Annotated in this window: 18 protein-coding genes and 2 pseudogenes; 12 read left to right on the top strand and 8 right to left on the bottom strand. The window is 59.2% G+C overall.

Features of this window, described 5'->3' with window-relative positions:
- Positions 1–213 precede the first annotated feature (213 nt).
- Entirely contained in the window at positions 214–1011 is a 798-nt protein-coding gene (locus D6850_RS13615; protein WP_217510726.1) for a class I SAM-dependent methyltransferase, read from the top strand.
- Between the two features lie 182 nt (positions 1012–1193).
- On the opposite strand, the gene D6850_RS13610 is transcribed toward D6850_RS13615, so the two are convergent.
- On the bottom strand, positions 1194–2105 hold the full coding sequence (locus D6850_RS13610; RefSeq protein WP_121167803.1) for a LysR substrate-binding domain-containing protein: 912 nt from the start codon (positions 2103–2105) through the stop codon (positions 1194–1196).
- A 146-nt stretch (positions 2106–2251) separates the two neighbouring features.
- On the opposite strand from D6850_RS13610, the gene D6850_RS13605 reads away from it, so the two are divergent.
- Positions 2252–2755 carry a DUF6647 family protein gene (locus D6850_RS13605; RefSeq protein ID WP_245964187.1) on the top strand — a complete coding sequence of 168 codons (504 nt, stop codon included), beginning with the start codon at positions 2252–2254 and terminating at the stop codon, positions 2753–2755.
- Here D6850_RS13605 and D6850_RS13600 read toward each other — a convergent pair.
- The 4 genes from D6850_RS13600 to D6850_RS13585 all read right to left on the bottom strand — a co-directional run bounded on the left by D6850_RS13600 (position 2743) and on the right by D6850_RS13585 (position 6492).
- The gene (locus D6850_RS13600) at positions 2743–3090 is read right to left on the bottom strand and encodes a response regulator (protein WP_245964192.1); all 348 of its coding nucleotides are present in this window, start codon (positions 3088–3090) and stop codon (positions 2743–2745) included. The two genes, D6850_RS13605 and D6850_RS13600, sit on opposite strands and share 13 nt — an antisense overlap.
- Before the next feature lie 344 nt (positions 3091–3434).
- On the bottom strand, positions 3435–3839 hold the full coding sequence (locus D6850_RS13595) for an Hpt domain-containing protein (protein ID WP_121167796.1): 405 nt from the start codon (positions 3837–3839) through the stop codon (positions 3435–3437).
- Positions 3840–3842: 3 nt separating this feature from the next.
- Positions 3843–4823 (bottom strand): response regulator, encoded by a 981-nt coding sequence (locus D6850_RS13590; protein WP_121167897.1) that lies wholly within the window; start codon positions 4821–4823, stop codon positions 3843–3845.
- Between the two features lie 229 nt (positions 4824–5052).
- The gene (locus D6850_RS13585) at positions 5053–6492 is read right to left on the bottom strand and encodes a sensor histidine kinase (RefSeq protein ID WP_121167794.1); all 1440 of its coding nucleotides are present in this window, start codon (positions 6490–6492) and stop codon (positions 5053–5055) included.
- 207 nt (positions 6493–6699) lie between these two features.
- Between D6850_RS13585 and D6850_RS13580 the strand changes: the two genes are divergently transcribed.
- On the top strand, positions 6700–7488 hold the full coding sequence (locus tag D6850_RS13580) for an acyl-homoserine-lactone synthase (protein ID WP_245964186.1): 789 nt from the start codon (positions 6700–6702) through the stop codon (positions 7486–7488).
- Here the strand turns inward: D6850_RS13580 and D6850_RS13575 are convergent.
- The gene (locus D6850_RS13575) at positions 7476–8501 is read right to left on the bottom strand and encodes a response regulator (RefSeq protein ID WP_121167792.1); all 1026 of its coding nucleotides are present in this window, start codon (positions 8499–8501) and stop codon (positions 7476–7478) included. The genes D6850_RS13580 and D6850_RS13575 overlap by 13 nt on opposite strands.
- Before the next feature lie 394 nt (positions 8502–8895).
- On the opposite strand from D6850_RS13575, the gene D6850_RS13570 reads away from it, so the two are divergent.
- The 3 genes from D6850_RS13570 (at position 8896) to D6850_RS13560 (ending at position 11305) form a co-directional block, all read left to right on the top strand.
- Positions 8896–9867 carry a response regulator gene (locus D6850_RS13570; RefSeq protein ID WP_166434072.1) on the top strand — a complete coding sequence of 324 codons (972 nt, stop codon included), beginning with the start codon at positions 8896–8898 and terminating at the stop codon, positions 9865–9867.
- Between the two features lie 416 nt (positions 9868–10283).
- Complete coding sequence (locus tag D6850_RS19935; protein ID WP_206019264.1) at positions 10284–10484, top strand: hypothetical protein; 201 nt, start codon at positions 10284–10286, stop codon at positions 10482–10484.
- 281 nt (positions 10485–10765) lie between these two features.
- A complete protein-coding gene (locus tag D6850_RS13560) occupies positions 10766–11305 on the top strand; it encodes a hypothetical protein (protein ID WP_121167788.1) in 540 nt (179 codons plus the stop codon).
- Between the two features lie 619 nt (positions 11306–11924).
- On the opposite strand, the pseudogene D6850_RS19725 reads toward D6850_RS13560, so the two are convergent.
- Positions 11925–12184: pseudogene (locus tag D6850_RS19725) on the bottom strand (ATP-binding protein); the annotation flags it as partial.
- Here D6850_RS19725 and D6850_RS13550 point away from each other — a divergent pair.
- A complete protein-coding gene (locus D6850_RS13550) occupies positions 12171–12446 on the top strand; it encodes an isochorismatase family protein (RefSeq protein WP_245964191.1) in 276 nt (91 codons plus the stop codon). The pseudogene D6850_RS19725 and the gene D6850_RS13550 sit on opposite strands and share 14 nt — an antisense overlap.
- Before the next feature lie 21 nt (positions 12447–12467).
- Here D6850_RS13550 and D6850_RS13545 read toward each other — a convergent pair whose 3' ends face one another.
- Positions 12468–13805: a tyrosine-type recombinase/integrase gene (locus tag D6850_RS13545; RefSeq protein ID WP_245964185.1), complete on the bottom strand. Its 1338-nt coding sequence runs from the start codon at positions 13803–13805 to the stop codon at positions 12468–12470.
- 144 nt (positions 13806–13949) lie between these two features.
- On the opposite strand from D6850_RS13545, the pseudogene D6850_RS13540 reads away from it, so the two are divergent.
- The 5 genes and pseudogenes from D6850_RS13540 to D6850_RS13520 all read left to right on the top strand — a co-directional run.
- A pseudogene (locus D6850_RS13540) lies at positions 13950–14132 on the top strand (helix-turn-helix transcriptional regulator); the annotation flags it as partial.
- Between the two features lie 382 nt (positions 14133–14514).
- Positions 14515–15348, top strand: a complete 834-nt coding sequence (locus D6850_RS13535) for an ABC transporter substrate-binding protein (RefSeq protein ID WP_121167784.1) — start codon at positions 14515–14517, stop codon at positions 15346–15348.
- 68 nt (positions 15349–15416) lie between these two features.
- Positions 15417–16109 carry an amino acid ABC transporter permease gene (locus tag D6850_RS13530; RefSeq protein ID WP_121167782.1) on the top strand — a complete coding sequence of 231 codons (693 nt, stop codon included), beginning with the start codon at positions 15417–15419 and terminating at the stop codon, positions 16107–16109.
- Positions 16106–16858: an amino acid ABC transporter ATP-binding protein gene (locus D6850_RS13525; protein WP_121167780.1), complete on the top strand. Its 753-nt coding sequence runs from the start codon at positions 16106–16108 to the stop codon at positions 16856–16858. The genes D6850_RS13530 and D6850_RS13525 overlap by 4 nt, the downstream gene beginning before the upstream one ends.
- Before the next feature lie 8 nt (positions 16859–16866).
- Complete coding sequence (locus D6850_RS13520) at positions 16867–17571, top strand: GntR family transcriptional regulator (RefSeq protein WP_166434071.1); 705 nt, start codon at positions 16867–16869, stop codon at positions 17569–17571.
- The last annotated feature ends 67 nt before the right edge of the window (positions 17572–17638 follow it).

The following is a 17638-nucleotide window of genomic DNA, read 5'->3' as shown; positions in this document are numbered from 1 at the left end:
GAGATTTCGGATCACCAATGCTGTCCAGCGTTCGCAGAAGATCTCCGCAGCTTTGGCGATGGGACAGAATTGAGCATACCCCTTCGTCATCCCGGCCTCCTCTTACATCCACATCATATCCTGATGGTCACTCCGCGAATACTCCAGATTATGCAGTATCCCTCATCGGTCCTGATTGGCACAATCAATCAAGGCCACGGATAGGAGGCGGCCATGACCTGCGCATTGACACCCGAAGCACAGATGTGGGGACAGCCGGGTAAATCCTATGACGGGATTTCATTCGGCCTGTCCGACACCATTTCCCACGCGGTCCAGGCCCTCTGGCCGCGTCCCGGCGAGCGCATTCTCGATATCGGGACAGGCACCGGCTGGGCCGCGCGGCTTGCGGCCTGGCGCGGGGCGAACGTCACCGGTGTGGATATCGCCCCCGGCATGCTGGAAGCAGCTGATGCCCTGTCAGCGGGGGTTGAGCCGCGCCCCGCGTTCCGGCGGGCGGCGGCCGAAGACCTGCCGTTTGAAGAGGCAAGCTTCGACGGAGTGGTTTCGACCTACGGCGTCATCTTCTCGAGCAAACCGGTCGAGGCAGCGGCGGAGATGGCCCGTGTCCTGCGGCCCGGCGGCCGTCTGGCGCTTGCAACATGGGCTGACGACCCCGGGGGCTACATCGCGCGATTTTTCGATCTGATCGGAGAATGGTCTGACGCGCCTCCGCCACCCGCCTCGCCTTTCGATTGGGGGCGTTCAAGCTGGTTGCAAGAGGTCGTGGGCGCGCGTTTCAAGATCGACGTCCGAGAGCAGGTCACGACATTCTATGCGCCGGATGAAGCCACGGTCTGGGAGGAATACGTCAACGGCTTCGGGCCCGTTGCGTCCACCTACGCCGCCCTGGAGCAAAACCGGCGAGAAGCTTTCAGAGCCGCGTTCGAGGAATTCCACCGATCATATGCTTCAGGGTTGGGATTGGTCATACCTCGGCGGGCTCTCGTCGTTCGCGGCGTCCGGTTGTAGGCGGGATGCTTTCTGCATGAGAGCATCTTGAATGAGAGGGCGTCGATGGCGCAAGGCGCCCGAAGTGCGAATGCCGTTAAAACAAGTCCCTATTATCCACGAGAAGAAGCAGGGGGCGCGGCAGACGTTCGTGCAACAGCTCGGTCGACGCTGCACCAGCGAACTGATTGGCTTTGGCGGAATCACTCCGCCGCGCGCGGTCGATGAATTGGCAGGACGCCCTCGGCTTCGGCTTCTGCGCGCAACCAGTGTCGAAATGCGGCGATTTGCGCGTCATCCGCTCGGGCTTCGGGACAGGCGATGGCATAGATCGACATGGTGAGGGTCGTCACGTCGAACAGGCGCTGCAATCGGCCTGAAGCGATGGTGCCCCGGACCACGGCGTCGTAGGCCAGCGATACGCCCTGATGCTGCTCGACCATGGTCGTCGAAAGCTCGCAGTTGGGGTAGCTCGGGCCGGGCGGCAGGTCCGCGCCGGGAAGCCCCGCCGCAGCGAACCAGTCGGGCCAAGCATCGTCCGTCTCGTCGTAGAAGAGCGTGAGGCGCAGCAGGTCCTTTGGGTGGCGCACGTTCTCGCGCTTCTGCAATGCCGGAGAGATCACGGGATACCGTGTCGAGGCCATCAGCGGCTCGACACGCAAGCCGGGCGTCGGTCGGTCGGACCATTGGATCACGACATCGGCATCGTTCGTGGCGAAGTCGAGCGACGGCGCGCCGTTCGAGACGCGCAGCCGGATGTCCCGGGCGAACGAGAGCCTCGGCAAGCGGGGGACGAGCCAGCGCGCCGCGAAGCCCGGTGTGGAGAGGACGCGCAGTGTCCGCGGCTCGGCTCGCACCGCCTCCGTTTCTTCGACGAATGCATCCAGCAGGTGGGTCAGTTTTCCGGCATAGGCCTCGCCCGTCAGGGTGAGCGCGATCCGGTTGCCCGACCGCTCAAAGAGTTGCGTGTCCAGGAACCCCTCCAGCGCCTTGATCTGGTGGCTGACCGCCGAAGGGGTCAGGCACAGTTCGTCCGCCGCGGCCTTGACCGATATGTGGCGCGCTGTCGCCTCGAAGGCGCGGACGGCCGCAAACGGAGGAAGCTTACGTCCCATCTTTCTGCCTGAACTGAGCTCACGCGAGCCTGAAAAGCGATCGTTCGGAGCAATGTTGGAACGAGTGTAGCATCGGAACACCAAATCTCAAAATGACCTGTCCGGAGGGACCGATGCACCGCTCCCGTCTCGCCGTGGCGCTCGCCATGGCCCTGATCGCCCTGTGCCCGACGCTGCCGCGCGCCGAGAGCATGACACCTGCGTCGAGTATCGTGTGGCAGCGATCGGACAACATGACCACGCTGGTTTCTTCGCTCGACGTCTGGCTCGATGCGCAGACAGACTGGCCACGCCGCGATGCAGCCCCGCGCGTCCGCCTTGTCAGCCTTTGGGAAGCCACGGCGCGCCAGGGTGGGACGGCAAGTTTCCAGCGCGGACGTCTTCGCGGTCTCTATGACCCGGACCGGTCGGAGATCCTGCTGACGCGGCCGTGGAACCCACGCACGGCCGAGGATGTGGCGGTTCTACTGCACGAACTCACGCATCACAGGCAGGCGCCGCATCACTGGTATTGTCCGGCCGCACAGGAGCTGCCGGCTTACCGGCTGCAAGAGAAGTGGCTTTCAGAACAGGGGCCGTCGCTTGACGTGAACTGGGTTGCTGTCGTGCTCGACGCCGGCTGCACCCCACGGGATATTCATCCAGAGTGAACGACAGGACGCGTCAAGGGGTCTCCCCGTATCACGTCTCTAAGCTGCTCACCCAGCGTGAGCGGATCAAAAGGCTTTCGAATAACAGCGATCGCTCCGGCTGCGTGCAGCTTGGCGACATCGACTTCCTGCGCGCGAGCAGTCATGAATACCGCCGGGGTATCCTGCAAAAGGGGGTTCTGCCGGAGCCGGCAGAGGAGCTGCTCACCGGACATTCGAGGCATCAGCAGGTCGAAGAGGAAGACATCGGGGCGACAGGTTTCGACCAGCTTCACAGCCTCCTCCCCACAGGCACATTGAAAAACCTCGAAATTTCCACACAGTGACAATGCCATCCGAGCGATTTCCCGAATGTCGGCATCGTCTTCGACATGCAGCACCCTGATCGCCGCTCGCCCCGAACTGTGGACTCGGCTCTCAGCGCGGAGTGGTGTCGAGTGGAAGCCGTCGGCTCGTGGCTGCTCGTTCGGCAGCTCGTAGGCATCTTCAGCTGCATGACTGCTGATTGGCTCTCTCATAACTTGATACCTTCCCATGTTTTTACTCGTATAAGCAAGCCGCATTAGCGACGCGATTACTCAGCAATCCTGTCGAGATTGGGTTTGTGCTGGCGGCGCGCTGATCCACAAGCCTACAGCGCTAAGTTTAGTTACATACCCGTTGGAATCGGCATCCCGGTTCACCGAAACCGTGACCTACCCTTCGATAGAGCGCTCGAAGGATTTGCCTCATGTTGTGATAAAATTTCCTGCATGGTAGCGCACAGGCTGTCGATAAGACCCAGGAGACGAGGATCGTTTGTGGCGGCTTCCTCACCGTTTTCGTGAACCAGATCGTCGATCACGGTTGCGCTCTCCCCGAGCTTCGGAAACCCGAGCGTCGCTGCCGTGCCGGCTATCTTGTGAGCAATCTCTCCGATTTCACGCAGCGCGGCATGATCGCAGCGATCATTCCCGAACTGCAACCGCAACTCGTCGATGCGGTCAAACCGGCCGTGCAGCTCGTCGAGGAAGCGCGCGCGCACTCTCACTAACCCGACCGACAGCGCATCCTGCTTCATCTGCTCAGCTCCCTGCTGCATCATCGATCAAGCTCCGAACAGAACCTTGAGGACGCTGGACCGGGGCGCTGCTTCGCGAGGCCGATCAACGCAGCTCTCGGCGTTCGCGAGCGCCTGAACCAATGTATTCGTAATCCCGCGGGACGACTTCATCTGCAAGGAAAGCGCATCGCCGACCACCGGCCGAACGACGAGTGGGCGACCATCGCAATAGCAGAGATCCATTACTTCAACTGCCGCTGTGAGCTCATGTTGGTATCTCTGCGCATCGAACGGGCCGCCGCCGGTAAGAACGACGACGAACTCTCCCGCACCGGCGTGGGCGACAAAGAAATCGCACGGCTTCAGGGTGTCGGAGATCGCCTCGGCGATATCCGATATCGCGGACTCGTATTCGAAGACGCTGCTGGCGAGGAACATCCGTTCCATGCCTGGCACGACGATGCCGAAGGCCTGCATCCCGAACGTCGATATCCGAGAGATCTGCAGGAGGTAATTCTCAAGCGCCAAATAGTCGATGACACCGTCTATGTCGGCAGGCACGAGACGCTTGGCGAAATCGTCCTCTGTCGCGATGGATTGCGCGCTGCGCGGCGGGGGAACTGGGTTCCGGTCGTCCCGCATTTTGCGCTGCATGACCAACTCCTCGATCAGGCGTAGCCGCGCGTGAACCTCTCCGATCTCGAAGGGCTTGGTAATGTAATCGCTGGCGCCGGCCGAGAAGGCGCTGTCGATGTAAGTCCGCTCCGACATGGCCGTGATCATCAGAATCGGGGTTTCGACATGTTGCGGCAACTTCCGGATCGCCGAGGTCAGCTGAATCCCGTCCATTGCAGGCATTTGGATATCCAGTAAGAAGCAATCGAACGGAACCGTGGACTTCGCGATGAGATCAAGCGCCTCTTTCGCAGATTCGCAGATCGTGAGATTAGTGAAATCGGCGACCCTGAGCACCTCGACAAGCAGTTCAAGAATGACTGGATCGTCGTCGACGGCAAGAATTTTCATGGCATGGGCCCCTTCTTCCAGATGTGGCGAGGTCATCTCAGCCGCCACCCGTTAAGCGTGCATCTACTATCCTGAAACAATCGGGCGAAACTGTGACAATTGTTGGAAAACTCACATGAAGTTTAGATCAACATACGGGGAAAATGGGGGGGGCAAGAGGATGATCCGTATGAGGTTCTCATCTAGTGCCGCTCGCGCTGCTCTGATCACGCCATATTTTCGCCGGGGATCAGGGTAGGCTCGTTTCAGGCGTAAGGCTGCGATCTGTAGCAGCAGAGACTGTTTCGACGATTTTCGGAAGGTTATCGGCTTCGACCAATGGCAGATCGACGTAGAACGTTGTGCCAGGACCAGTGTTCTTGAAATAGTTGAGAGTGCCGGCGTGCGCTTCCACGATACGCTTGGAGATGTTCATGCCGAGGCCTGTTCCTCCAACCTTGCGGCGGTCCGATGAGTCGAGTTGACTGAACTCGTCGAATACCTTCGATCGATCCTCTTCCGACAACCCGGTCCCCTGATCGACAACTAGGATGCGGGCGCTATCCTCGTCCGCCTTGACGCGGATTCTCACGTCACCGCCGGCTTCAGAGAACTTGGCGGCGTTCGAAAGAATATTGGAGAGCACCTGATCCAGCCGCAGGGAGTCAGCGCGGACATATAGGCTGTCGGGGACCGAGTCCAAGATCAGGTTAACCTCGAGCTTGGCCGCGAACGGCTCATTCGTGGCGACCGTCTGCATCAGGAACGGCGCGAGCTGCACAGTCTCGAAAGAGAACTGCATGCGCCCTGCTTCCATCTTCTGAAGGTCGAGAAGGTCATTGATCAGCGCATGCAAACGTCCCGCGTTTCGCTGGGCGATGTTTATCGCCCCCTCCATCCGCTCGGGTATCTTGCCGTATGCGCCAAGTGCGATCAGGTCGAGCGATCCCTTGATCGAAGTGAGCGGGGTGCGCAGTTCATGGCTCACGGTCGATAAGAAATCCGATTTTGCCGTGGAGGCCGCCAACACCATGTCGTGTTCGCGTTCAATGGCTTCCATCTGCATCAGCGTTTTCCGGTAGAGCCCCCTTGATACCCGTGAACAGTCAACAATGAAGCAGATGACAAATACGCTGGTAAACAGCTGCACCCAATGCTCAGACATGATCGGCGCACTGATCATGACGATGTCATAGATCGGTATGAAGAGAAACGCGGCGATGTAGATCGCCAATCTTAGATGCAGGATTGACTTGATCTGATAGTTGTTCATCACGGCAAACAGCGCAGCTGCCAACAGGAAGAACAACGACATGAAATGTGTCGTGTGGCCCTGGAGAAGCGCGATCGAGATGGCGAAGCCGCTGATATTCACCGCGCTGAGGACGGTCCCGATCTGCAACATGCGGAAGTTGGCTCTGATCGCGAGGACGTCCCTCGGCTTCATGGCGTGGATACGCCTGAATGTCACGTGGTCGAAAATTTCGGACACGACCAACACCAGCATCGAGAGCACCGCGAGCACCCAGCTGTAGTAAAAGGCCTCGAGTATAAAAGCCACTGTATAGATCAGCAGTCTCTGCGCGAACAGTTCCTGACCTGCGCGCGCGTAGTCCCTCATCCGTATGTTCAGGCGGAACAGGTTTTTCGTCGTATGGAAGTTCGCTCGATAAAAGGATGTGAATTTCATCGTCTGCCTAGGCTTTGCCACATTAAGTTGATTTGCGCGCCACGCATACCAGACATGACGATAGCTGCATCCTCTCAATCAAAAATGTCACAACTGTTAGCATTAATGACGGGTTACCGTATCTTTCTGCTACGCGAACGTGGCGGAACTATGGCAAAGCTATGCAACCGGTGATTTATTTACCGTGAGTTTAACGAGGATCTCCGGATGAACGTTCAGAAACGTAATATGCGCCTCAATGACGCTGGGGAGATTTTCCCCAGACTCCTGCCACAACGGTCCTCCGTCTCGCGCATGAGTTCTGCGGAAATCGAACATAAGGATAATCAGTTCTCGCGTGTGGCCCCCGAGATGACCGGAGAAATACAGGCCACGACCCTGTCTTTCGGAAACATGCATCACTATGGCAGCCTCTACGCAAGGTATCTGAACGCGCGACGGGAGGTTTTCATAGACGCCAAAGGCTGGGACCTGCCCGAGACCGAGGGCATGGAATTCGATCAGTATGACACCCCGCAGAGCAGGTGGGTCGTTGTCCACGAATACGGACGGGTATTGGCCGGGATGCGACTGACGCCGACCACAGCGAAGTGCGGCCAATACTCCTACATGCTACGTGATGCGCAGCGCGGACTTCTGGAGGACATTCCCCGCGACATCCTCTTCTTCAAAGCACCCGTCCGCCAGGACATATGGGAAGCAACCCGGCTGTTTGTCTCGGCGTCGGTGTCGTCGAAGCGGCGGCTGATCGTCCAGACCATCCTGCTGGAACATATGGCGGCCTCGGCCCGTGAACTGGGTGCGCGCGCAATCATCGGAATCGTTCCGGCCGTCTTTAGCAGATGGATGAAGCGCATCGGTATGAACGCAACGCCCGTGGGGGCACCGATGACGATCGATGGCGACAGGATTCAGGCTGCGTTGATGAATGTCGTCAACCCCAAGGAAGTGGCTGACTCCATGTTAGAGGAGGACAGCCTCCCTTATTCGTTGTAATCGGCTGCGCTGAAGATGTTGTCGATCTTGGCAAAGAGATGGTTCTCGATGATGTCGATCGTGGGCAATGATGCAGCTGAAGCACGAGAAACGATATCAAATTCTTTGCGTATGATTGATAGCGCCGCTTGCCGGGAGATGATTCTCCTCTCGGATAACGGCTGAACGCTGATGCGCACCTCCGGATTTCCTTCCAACGTGATCTTGTGCGCTGCTTCCCTCGCCACTTCCCGAATCCGATCCGGGATGGCGGGTGATGCCAGGCCCGTGGGGCCAATCGTGCAGAAGATGAACCGGCCCGCGCCGATATAGGCGAACCAGAGACGCCTCACCTGGATGGCCTTGCCGACATTGGCGCTGATCGCGTGTATTAATTTGAGAATATCCGCCCGGCTGTGCCGCTGGCACAATTCATCCGGGTCCTCCAACTGGAGCCGGATGAGATTCATCTGATATTGTCCCTCCTTGAGCCGCAAGAAACGGTTCTCGAACTCGAAGTAATCGAGCATGTCTGAAACGTCAGGAAAGCAGAGACGTTGTGTGGTGTCGATCAGGTCGAACTCTCCCGCGTTCGCCATAAGCGTCTGCAACGCTTGCCGCCCCCTCTGTTCCTGTCTCATGACCTCAACGAGCAGCATCGCCGTTCGGATACGTCCGGCAACCTCGGCCTGATCGAGCGGTTTTCGCAGGAAGTCGGTCGCCCCTGCCGTGAAGGCGCGATCCATGAAGGCCTTGGCTCGGTTCGACGTGATCATGATGATGGGCGCGATTCGGTATTCAACGCGCTGCCTCAAGCGGCGGCAGAGTTCAATCCCGTTCATTCCTTCCAACATTATGTCGAGCAGGAAACAGTCGAACGCTTCGCTGGCAGAATCGACCAGCTCCACTGCTTGTTCGGCCGAGCACGCCGATGTGACGTTCAAGAAGCCCTCACGCCCGAGGCTGGTCGCTAGCAGGTCTCTTAAGATCGGGTCGTCATCGACCAGCAGAATGCGCATTTCGTCGGTCTCCATTTCTTTGCCTCGCAATACTCCTTTAAGCCGACATAAATTCGAAACGTGGCGTTTTGCGGTCAATCCCAAATTTTTTCATCTTTCGTGGAGGCTTAGGCAGCATGTTGATAATTATGTGAAAAACAGAATGGATGCCAGCGCCCCCTCTTGGTCCGCCGCAATCACGTCATCTTTTGAGGGACGAACAGATATCAGGCGGGCCGCTCCGCCGTATATCTACACACTTCTGGCGCCGCCAGTGGCGACAATCAGCCGCTGCTGTGAGCTTTCACATTTTAGACAAGGTTCCATTTTAGAGAATCACGCATGCGACCTACCAGCGAGCAAACAACAACCTGGATCGCCGCAGGGCGATCCCAATGAGGGCAGATGGAGATTGAATACGATGAAGATCATGGCGGTTGACGACGACAGTATTTCACTGAGCCTCTTGCAGGAATGTCTCGCGGAAGGCGGCTATGAACACACGACGATGATTTCTCATCCCGCCGAGGTGCTCACCAGCCTGACTGGCACCGCAATTCCATATGATTGTATTCTGCTGGATATCGAGATGCCCGGGAAGGACGGTATCCAGCTATGCGCAGAGATCCGTCAGTTACCGGGATACCGCAACATTCCCATTCTCATGATCACCAAGAGAAACGATCACGCTTCGGTGAAGAAGGCCTTTGCGAGCGGCGCAACCGACTACATCACGAAACCTTTCGAGTTCTTCGAGGTCCTCACTCGGATCAGGGTTGCGGAACGCCTTGTTCAAGAGCGTCAGGCAGCTCTCGACAGCTATCTCGCGATCAGGAGCGATCAAGATAACGACTCGGCGAATTCGGATGGATCGTCAATCACCAGTCCATCCGTGCATGAAGTCGCTGCGATCGGGAGCGATCAGTTTCTCTCGCTCTCCACCTTTCAGAATTATCTCGAACGCATGGTGCAACAGCGGGGCAGCAAAATCGATCTGATAGCCGTAAAAGTTCGTCAAATCGGAATGATCTTCGAGAACACCAGCGCCGCAGAGTTCCTGGATTTTCTCAAAGAGGTCGCGAAGGCCGCTGTCGCGGGGTTCGGGGACGATGATATGTTCATTGCTCATGGCGGCAACGGGATTTTCCTGTGCGCCCGTCAAGATGGCGAACGCTATCAATCGTCCGCCAAGGAAAGCGACTTGATGAAACGTATTGCACGATATCGTTTGCCGGCGCCTATAACCGGTAAGGTATCCGTGGAGATCGTCGTCGGTCCACCCCTCCCCTTAAGCGCCACGTCGAACCTCAACTTTCGTCGAGCGGTCAAGGCTGCCATAGCGCGCATGGAAAAGCGCGAAGGCGGTATCGCCGATCTGAGCATGTTGGAGATCTCAGGTTAATCCCCACTGTTGCGGTGGCTTGGTCCTAGAATCCACGCGGCCAACATCCCGCCGTCGCCCATGTAGCGGTGCCTCGATGCTCGGCCCACGCCTTCAGCGTGTCGCTGACGTATTCCGAGCCGTTGTCAACTAGAATTGCCGGAGGTCCGCCCCACCACTCCACGATCTGTTTGAACGAGCGGATAGCCCGATCTACGGACAGCGAGAAATCTTGATCTCTCCCGTTTTTCTTGGCCACTCGTAAGTCGAGCCTGATCTCCTTTCGGTTGCCATTATTCGGCGGCGTGAGCAATGGGAGCAAGCAATATGTGCACGACCGGTCGCCTAGCCACCGTAAGCACCTTCGTCGAAAGCACGGTCAACGCTGCGACGGCCATTGCAGCGCTCATTGCCATCCGTGTCGCTGCCCGCCGCAGATGTCTCCCATCCCTACTGACACCCATAGGGCTGAGTTCTTCAGTGCAGTCCTTGAAGGCGCGATGATCTTCTTTGCCGCGCTGCTGATCCTGCGCGAGGCCTATCACGGGTTCCCGGCGCCAAGAGCGCTGGATCTGCGCATCGAAGGGCCGATCGCCAACGGAGTCCCGCCTTGCGCGCTTTCATACTCGGTGTCTTAATTCGAATAGGTCTACGGTGCTTCCACCTCGTTCTGCAATCAAGCAAACGGTGCGGTTACTCCGGAGGTTCAGCCTGCGTGGGTCTAATCTCGCTCGGTGAGGAATGGCTGCTGTCTCCGGGATCCACCGATATAAAGCACCCCAAACACACAAAGTCCTAGGTCTATTGGGTAAGTGCGATGGGGATCGGTTCTGGCGCTACCGCATCCCCAGCTCGAAACCTCCTATTTTTTTGCTTTCTGCGTCATTCCGTCACCGCGGTTGCTATATTGAAGCGAGAGATGATCAACACCACGGAAGAGACCATGAAGGATTGGAAGCTGGATACCCGCGCGAGCTCACATCCGAGTAGGATTAACCGCGTGCGCATGCGGGAAGCATTGCGCGAAAAGCTCAAGGTCTATGAGTTCACGCACTTCATCACGCTGGCGTCGAACCACCAGCCACTAGGGTATCCGCGTATGCGGAGCCTTCTGAAGGAATGGGACGCGCGCGTAAACCGCGAGCTGATCGGAGCCAGGTGGACGAAGCGGCCGGATGAGCGCCTGCTGTGGTTCGCGTTTCCCGAAAAGCTGGATGTCAACCCTCATTGGCACCTGGTTACACAGGTTGACCCCCTTGTCGCGACCCTGAGTCAGGCTGCGCGGATCACGCGGCTCCCCCAAATCGCAAAGCGTCACTGGGTCGATCTTGTGCCACAGGGATCAATCGACATCCAGCGTATTGATTCGAATGGGATTTTGAGGTATGTTACCAAGATAGCAGCAGACGCATCTCATTTCGAGAAATTCATCATTTATCGCGAGTTTATGAACATCTAGGTGACTGCCGGAGGCCTGTGTGCGACGCTACAGGTGATCAGCGACTTCCTATTCAGATCGTGCCTATACCTCCGCTTCATCGGTGGTAATGGCAGCGCTTTGGAAAATGCCGAAGTAATGGCAGCGCTTTGGAAAATGCCGAAGTAGACTGGCTATCTGCTCGCAGATCGACCATCGACCCGGCTGAGCGCCGACCCGCAGGGAGGCGCTCATCGCACTGAGTGAGGCCGGAGGCCGAACGAGGGAGAATGGTTCTGGTGTCTTGTTTGTCTCCACACGACATCAGAGACTGCTTCCTTTCTATGTCAACCCAATGGCTTTCTTTACACATTTCCCGCCTCTAATGTTGTTGAAACGCAGTTTCTTCAACATGAGGCGGCAGCTATGTTAACTCCTTCCTACAGCTTGGCTACCCTCCTCCTTTCTGTGGAGCTTGAGACCTCCTGAAGGCGCTCGCAGCGGCAAATTGGTCCCTGGCAGAACTCAAGGGGCGCGCCGCGCCCCTCGTGGCCGAGAATTTGGTGGGTGCGACGAGGTGATGGGGAAGCGCCCGCTCGATGAACTGGCGCGCGATCCGTCGCTTCGGTTGGCCGGCCGTGGGTCGGCCATCGCAACAGCCGTCGGCATCCAGTTTGTTCACCAAGTCGACCACATTGAAGAATCGACCCCGCAGCCGGCCCGGATGCAGGTCCGAGCGATACTGACGGCAAGATGGGTTTTGCCGGTGCATGTGCCTCTGATCAGGACAAGGTTGCGTTGGTGATCCAGGAAGTCGCCCGTGGCCAGGTCGCGGATCAGCGTCTCGTTGACTTTCGCCGCGTCGAAGTCGAACTCTTCCAGTTCCTTGGCGAGCGGCAGCTTGGCGATGGTCATCTGGTATGTGCGCCGTCAGGGGTTGAAAGCGGATACCCTCCTTCTGTGCGGCGGCCTCACCGATGTCTGCGTGCACTACACCTTCGTCGACGCGCACCAATCAGACAATTTCAGCCGCGTGATCGAGGATTGTGTGGCCGGATCCAGCATTGAGGCTCACGAGGGCGCGTTGCGAGCGATGGAATACCTGCAAGCCGGCGCACGCCGCGGCATCGACGAGGTGATCGAAGCCATGGGCGAGGCTTCACGAGCCAAATCAGTCGCATGATCAGTGGGCGCAGGAACCCGACTATGTTTCGCCGACCTCATTGGTTGTTTTCGACAAAAAACGCGCCCAGTCCTCCATGATCTCCCTTCGTTTTTCGATCATGTCCGTGCGCCTGTAGGCTCGCTCCACGTCGCTTCCTACGGTGTGAGCAAGCGCCATCTCGGCAATTTCGCGAGGAAAGCTCGTTCGCTCAGCTGCCCAGTCGCGGAAGCTGGAGCGCAGGCCGTGTGGCACTGCCGGGCGCCGAGATCTGGGGTCGAGGAAACCAATCTTGCCTTTGCGCACCTCCGCCTCTTGGATTCGACGCATGACCGCTGAGATCGTCATGTCCGACATCTGACCGTTTCTAGGCGATGGAAAGACGTATGGACAGTCTTTCATCTTGGGAGCTGCTTTTAAGAGGTCGACCGCAACTGATGAAAGCGGCACCCTATGTTCAGCCTTCGCCTTCATGCGCTCGGCGGGGATCGTCCATATACTATGTTTCCAATCAATCTCTTCCCACAATGCTCCGCGGACCTCGCCAGACCGGGTCGCTGTCAGTGTCAGGAACTGTAAGGCGAGGGCGGCAATACCGTCTCGACTACGCAGGAGGTGGAACCACGCCGCAATTTCATCCAGCGCTATGGCAGGATGTCCGTCCACCGTCTTGATCTTGGCGGAAGAGGGCAGGATTTGCTCGAGGTTACCCTTCCAACGTGCGGGGTTCTCGCCTTCCCTCATTTTCATGACCTTTGCCCAATCAAGCACGGTCTCGATACGCTGACGCACGCGCGATGCTGTCTCGTTCTTGGTCTGCCAGATGGGTTGAAGGACCTCCAGCACGTCCTCCATGGTGATCGCCGAGATCGGCTTGTCGCCGATAACCGGAAACGCGTAGGTCACTAGAGTCGAACGCCACTGCTTGATGTGCTTGGCATTCTGCTTCTCTCCCTCGATCTTTGTCTCGTGGAAGCGATCGAAGGCCTTTGCGAATGTGATGCGTTGTCTCTTCTTAGAGGCGCGTGCGTTGCGCTCCTCGATACGTGCTGCGACCGGATCGATGCCCGACTTGATCTTGCGCGCTTCTTCGATTGCCAGCTCCCGTGCCTGTGCCAATGAGACGGTTGGATACGAACCCAGCCCGATGTGGCGACGCTCATCGCCGATTGTGACGCGAAAAATCCAAGACTTACCCCCAGACTGTGATATGCTCAGGCTGAGGCCGGGAGGGGCTCCACCTACGGCGTGCCGCCCTGGCTTCGACAACCGCTTCACTTCCAATGCCTTCAGTTCCTTAGCTCGCCTTGGCACTTCATACCACCATAAATACCACCAACAGATTTTCAATGCTCTACCGCCGCCTGCAGTCTTCTGCAACCACTTAAACTCCTAAGATAATGTTATTGCTTATATAATGATAGATGCCTGCAGCTGCTTGCTGTGAAATAAAGCTGCCAAATGGCGGCTCCTCGGTCCGCCACATCCTCCCTTTAAGCGTATGAATTTAAAGTCGCCAAGCGGTTCGGCGTCTCAAGAGACACCATCTGGCGCTGGAGGCGTCACGGTGACCTTCCTGCTGCCGTCAAGCTGGGCGGCACGACCACGCGCTGGCGCCTTAGCGACATCGAAGAGTGGGCGGGTCGGCTGGTAAGCGGCTTTACGACCAGCTTCGATTTCAGGGCACAGGTCGCCACGGCGATCTAAGCCCAAGTCAATCTAGACATCGCGCCTCGTGAGTGGCGCGACTGTGTTGACCCAACGGCGCGATATAAATTGCGCCGAACAATTCCACTGGCCTGGCGCTCGGCGGGCGCCCGGCACAGGCACGGCTCCTGTTCACTTGAGGCCCGTCGCAACGGCCTGCCGCATTTTGCAATGCGCCACGGCGAGCCGATCCTGGAGGGTTTACGAGGAATAGCCCCAGAGAGCGGCATCAGCCGCGCCACGCGCAGGCGATATTCAGCAGAACAGAAGACCTGGCCGGCCGGATGTGGGCGCAAATTCACGTTGACGCATCGCTGCGGCAATGCTTACGATATCCAATATAAAGAATTTTGGATACAAAATAAAATCAGGGAGAATCGGAATGACCCATCGGATATTCACGCTTGCCATGCTGGGGGCGGTCGCGCTTGCGGCGCCGGCAACCGCGCAGGACGAGCCGCGCGTCGCGCCGCCCGACTCGTTGGTCGAGGCGGGAACGTTGACTTACGGGACCGCCGCGAGCTTTCCGCCGTTCGAATACCAGGATCCGGATAGCGGAGGGATCACCGGTTTCGATATCGAGATGATCCAGACGCTCGCCGGTTACATGGGTTTGGAGACAGATGTGCTCGACATCGATTTCGACGGGCTGGTGCCGGCGCTGCGCGGCGAGCGAATCGACGTCATCAACTCGGCGATGTACATCAAGCCCGAGCGCGAGGAGCAGGTGGATTTCGTGCGCTACATGGTGATCGGCGAGGCCATCGTCGTCCCGAGCGGCAAGGGTGACGCCATTTCGACGCTGCCGGACGACCTGTCCGGTCTCGATGTCGCGGTCACGCGCGGCGCAATCGGCGAACGCTACATGGTCGATTTCAACGAACAGCTCGAGGCCAAGGGCATGGACCCGATGAACATCATGGCCTTTCCCACCAACCAGGACGCGCTGCTGGCCGTGCGTAGCGGGCGGGCCGACGCATTCGACACCTCGATCCCCGGCGCCGCCCATCTCAATGAGCAGCGCCCTGGCGAATTCGAGGTGGCCGCCACCTTCGATCTGGGCACCGAGATCGGCATCGCCACCCGCAAGGGCGACGCGGAGATGCAGCGGGCAACCGGCGAGGCGCTCGAGATCTTCGTGGAGGAAGGCGGCTACGAGCAGCTTCTCGACAAATATGGCCTGCCGGCGGCGGTCAACTACTTCGCGCAGGATTAACCAGCCGGCGTCCGCGGGAACGGTGGTTCTGCGGGCGTCGTTTCAGCCAGTCCTCAGGGAGGTGTCCCGTGCCAGGGTTTCTCGATTATTTCTTTTCGGTCAACTTCGCGATCGGGGCCGGCATCACGCTCGCGCTGACGCTGCTGTCGATGTTCCTGGGTATCGTCGGGGGGCTGGCGCTCGCGCTGATCAAGACATCGCGCATCCGCGCGCTTCAGGCGCCGACAGACCTCTATATCTGGCTGTTCCGGGGAACGCCGATCCTGTTGCAGCTCATCTTCATCTTCAACGCGCTGCCGCAGATGGGCCTGCGCTTCTCGGCCTTCACCTCGGCGGTGATCGCGCTGTCGCTGAACGAGAGCGCCTACATGGCCGAGATCATCCGCGCCGGGATCGAATCCGTCGACAAGGGCCAGCGCAGCGCGGCGCGCGTCCTGGGCCTGCGCGACGGGCAGATCATGCGCCATGTGGTGCTGCCGCAGGCGATGCGGCTGATCATCCCGCCGACCGGCAACCAGTTCATCGGAATGCTCAAGATGTCCGCGCTGGCCTCGGTGATCGCGGTGCAGGATCTGCTGTTGCGCGCACAGCGCATCGCCAGCGCGAATTTCGACTACATCGACACGCTGATCGCGGCGGCGGCCTGGTACCTGATCCTGACCACGATCTTCACCTACGGGCAGCGCGTGCTCGAACGACGCATGGACGTCACGCGCCGCAAGCGCCCCGAGATGTCCGCGGCGGTGGGAGAGGCGCGATGAACCGGGAGGCGAGCAATGGCCAGCTGCTCGGAATTTCCGGGCTGCGCAAGAATTACGGCAGCATCACCGTTCTGCACGACATCGCGTTCGAGCAGGCGAGCGGCGAGTCGGTGGTCATCGTCGGGTCCTCCGGGTCGGGGAAATCGACGCTGCTGCGCTGCATCGCCGGGCTTGAGGATATCGACGACGGAACCATCCTGTTCGACGGCAAGAAGGTCACGGCGGGCAAGGATTCCCGCGCAGCGCTGCGCGGCGAGATCGGCATGGTCTTCCAGTCCTTCAATCTGTTTGCGCATCTCACCGTGATCGAGAACATCACCCTGGCCCCGCGGCTGGTGCGCGACACCCCGCGCGGGCAGGCGGACGAGCGGGCGCGCGACCTGCTCGAACAGGTGGGGCTGAGCGACAAGGTGCACAGCTATCCGGGCGAGCTTTCGGGCGGACAGGCGCAGCGCGTCGCCATCGCCCGCGCGCTGGCGATGGACCCCAAGCTGATCCTCTTCGACGAGGCGACATCGGCGCTCGACCCCGAACTGACCAAGGAAGTGCTGGACGTGATGCAGGGCGTCATCCAAGGCGGCATGACCGTCACCATCGTCACCCACGAGATGAATTTCGCGAGAAAGGCGGCCGACCGTATGGTATTCATGGAGCATGGCAGGATCGTGGAGCAGGGCGCGACCGAAGATCTGTTCACCAATCCCCGGCAAGAGCGGACCGCCCGCTTTCTGAGCCAGATCATGGCATGATCGCAGACATGCTTCCGCCCCGTAGCAAATCCTCTGACGCCGCCGGCGAGACCGGCTACCGGACCAAGGCCGAATGGGCTTATCTCCAGGTGCGCGGCTGGATACAGTCCGGCATCTTGGAGCCCGAGGAGCGTCTCGACCAGGAAGAGCTTGCCGCGCGGCTGGGGATCAGCCGCATCCCGCTTCGCCAGGCGCTGGTCAAGTTGCAGTCGGACGGGCTGATCGTCAGCCGCCCCCATGCCGGCGCGACGGTGGCGCCGCTGTCGCTGACCGATGCCGAGGACATCTACGCCGCGCGCGCCGTTCTCGAACCGATGCTGACCGAGGCCGCCGCCGCGACCATGGGCGAGGAGGCGATCGGCGAGTTGCGCCAGATCGTCGCCCGACAGGAGACGGCAGGCGAGGCGGGCGACCGGCTGCTGTTCCTCGATCTCGACCGCGAGTTCCACGAACGGCTCTACCACGGCGCCGGTTACCGGATTTCGCTCGACCTCGTGAACCGGCTGCGCGACCTGAGCGAGCGGTACGTCGCTCTTTACCAGGGCGATGCGCAGCGCTCGCAGGCGACGCTTTCCGAACATGACGAGATCCTCGGGCATTGCGCAGCGCGGGACGGCGCGGCGGCGGCCGCCGCGATGCGCGATCATATCCGGCACGGGATCGAATACCTGCGCAAGCGCGCCGGCGCGCCGGGGAGCGACATCTCGGAATGAGGGCCGGGTCGCGTTGCGACCCGGTGAACCGAAAGGAGCTTGACGTGAAGATTTCGGGCCGTTTCGG

Origin of the sequence: Roseovarius spongiae, assembly GCF_003651245.1 — a bacterium.
Lineage (GTDB): Bacteria > Pseudomonadota > Alphaproteobacteria > Rhodobacterales > Rhodobacteraceae > Roseovarius > Roseovarius spongiae.
The sequence above is the reverse complement of the archived record's forward strand: the minus strand, read 5'-3'. Positions and strand labels throughout refer to the sequence as shown.

Bases quoted from the DNA above. Each gene is read 5' to 3' on its own strand.
- D6850_RS13615 (WP_217510726.1), top strand. From the start codon at position 214: ATGACCTGCGCATTGACACCCGAAGCACAGATGTGGGGACAGCCGGGT.
- D6850_RS13610 (WP_121167803.1), bottom strand. From the start codon at position 2,105: ATGGGACGTAAGCTTCCTCCGTTTGCGGCCGTCCGCGCCTTCGAGGCG.
- D6850_RS13605 (WP_245964187.1), top strand. From the start codon at position 2,252: ATGGCCCTGATCGCCCTGTGCCCGACGCTGCCGCGCGCCGAGAGCATG.
- D6850_RS13600 (WP_245964192.1), bottom strand. From the start codon at position 3,090: ATGGCATTGTCACTGTGTGGAAATTTCGAGGTTTTTCAATGTGCCTGT.
- D6850_RS13595 (WP_121167796.1), bottom strand. From the start codon at position 3,839: ATGATGCAGCAGGGAGCTGAGCAGATGAAGCAGGATGCGCTGTCGGTC.
- D6850_RS13590 (WP_121167897.1), bottom strand. From the start codon at position 4,823: ATGAAAATTCTTGCCGTCGACGACGATCCAGTCATTCTTGAACTGCTT.
- D6850_RS13585 (WP_121167794.1), bottom strand. From the start codon at position 6,492: ATGAAATTCACATCCTTTTATCGAGCGAACTTCCATACGACGAAAAAC.
- D6850_RS13580 (WP_245964186.1), top strand. From the start codon at position 6,700: ATGAACGTTCAGAAACGTAATATGCGCCTCAATGACGCTGGGGAGATT.
- D6850_RS13575 (WP_121167792.1), bottom strand. From the start codon at position 8,501: ATGGAGACCGACGAAATGCGCATTCTGCTGGTCGATGACGACCCGATC.
- D6850_RS13570 (WP_166434072.1), top strand. From the start codon at position 8,896: ATGGCGGTTGACGACGACAGTATTTCACTGAGCCTCTTGCAGGAATGT.
- D6850_RS19935 (WP_206019264.1), top strand. From the start codon at position 10,284: ATGTCTCCCATCCCTACTGACACCCATAGGGCTGAGTTCTTCAGTGCA.
- D6850_RS13560 (WP_121167788.1), top strand. From the start codon at position 10,766: ATGATCAACACCACGGAAGAGACCATGAAGGATTGGAAGCTGGATACC.
- D6850_RS13550 (WP_245964191.1), top strand. From the start codon at position 12,171: ATGGTCATCTGGTATGTGCGCCGTCAGGGGTTGAAAGCGGATACCCTC.
- D6850_RS13535 (WP_121167784.1), top strand. From the start codon at position 14,515: ATGACCCATCGGATATTCACGCTTGCCATGCTGGGGGCGGTCGCGCTT.
- D6850_RS13525 (WP_121167780.1), top strand. From the start codon at position 16,106: ATGAACCGGGAGGCGAGCAATGGCCAGCTGCTCGGAATTTCCGGGCTG.
- D6850_RS13520 (WP_166434071.1), top strand. From the start codon at position 16,867: ATGCTTCCGCCCCGTAGCAAATCCTCTGACGCCGCCGGCGAGACCGGC.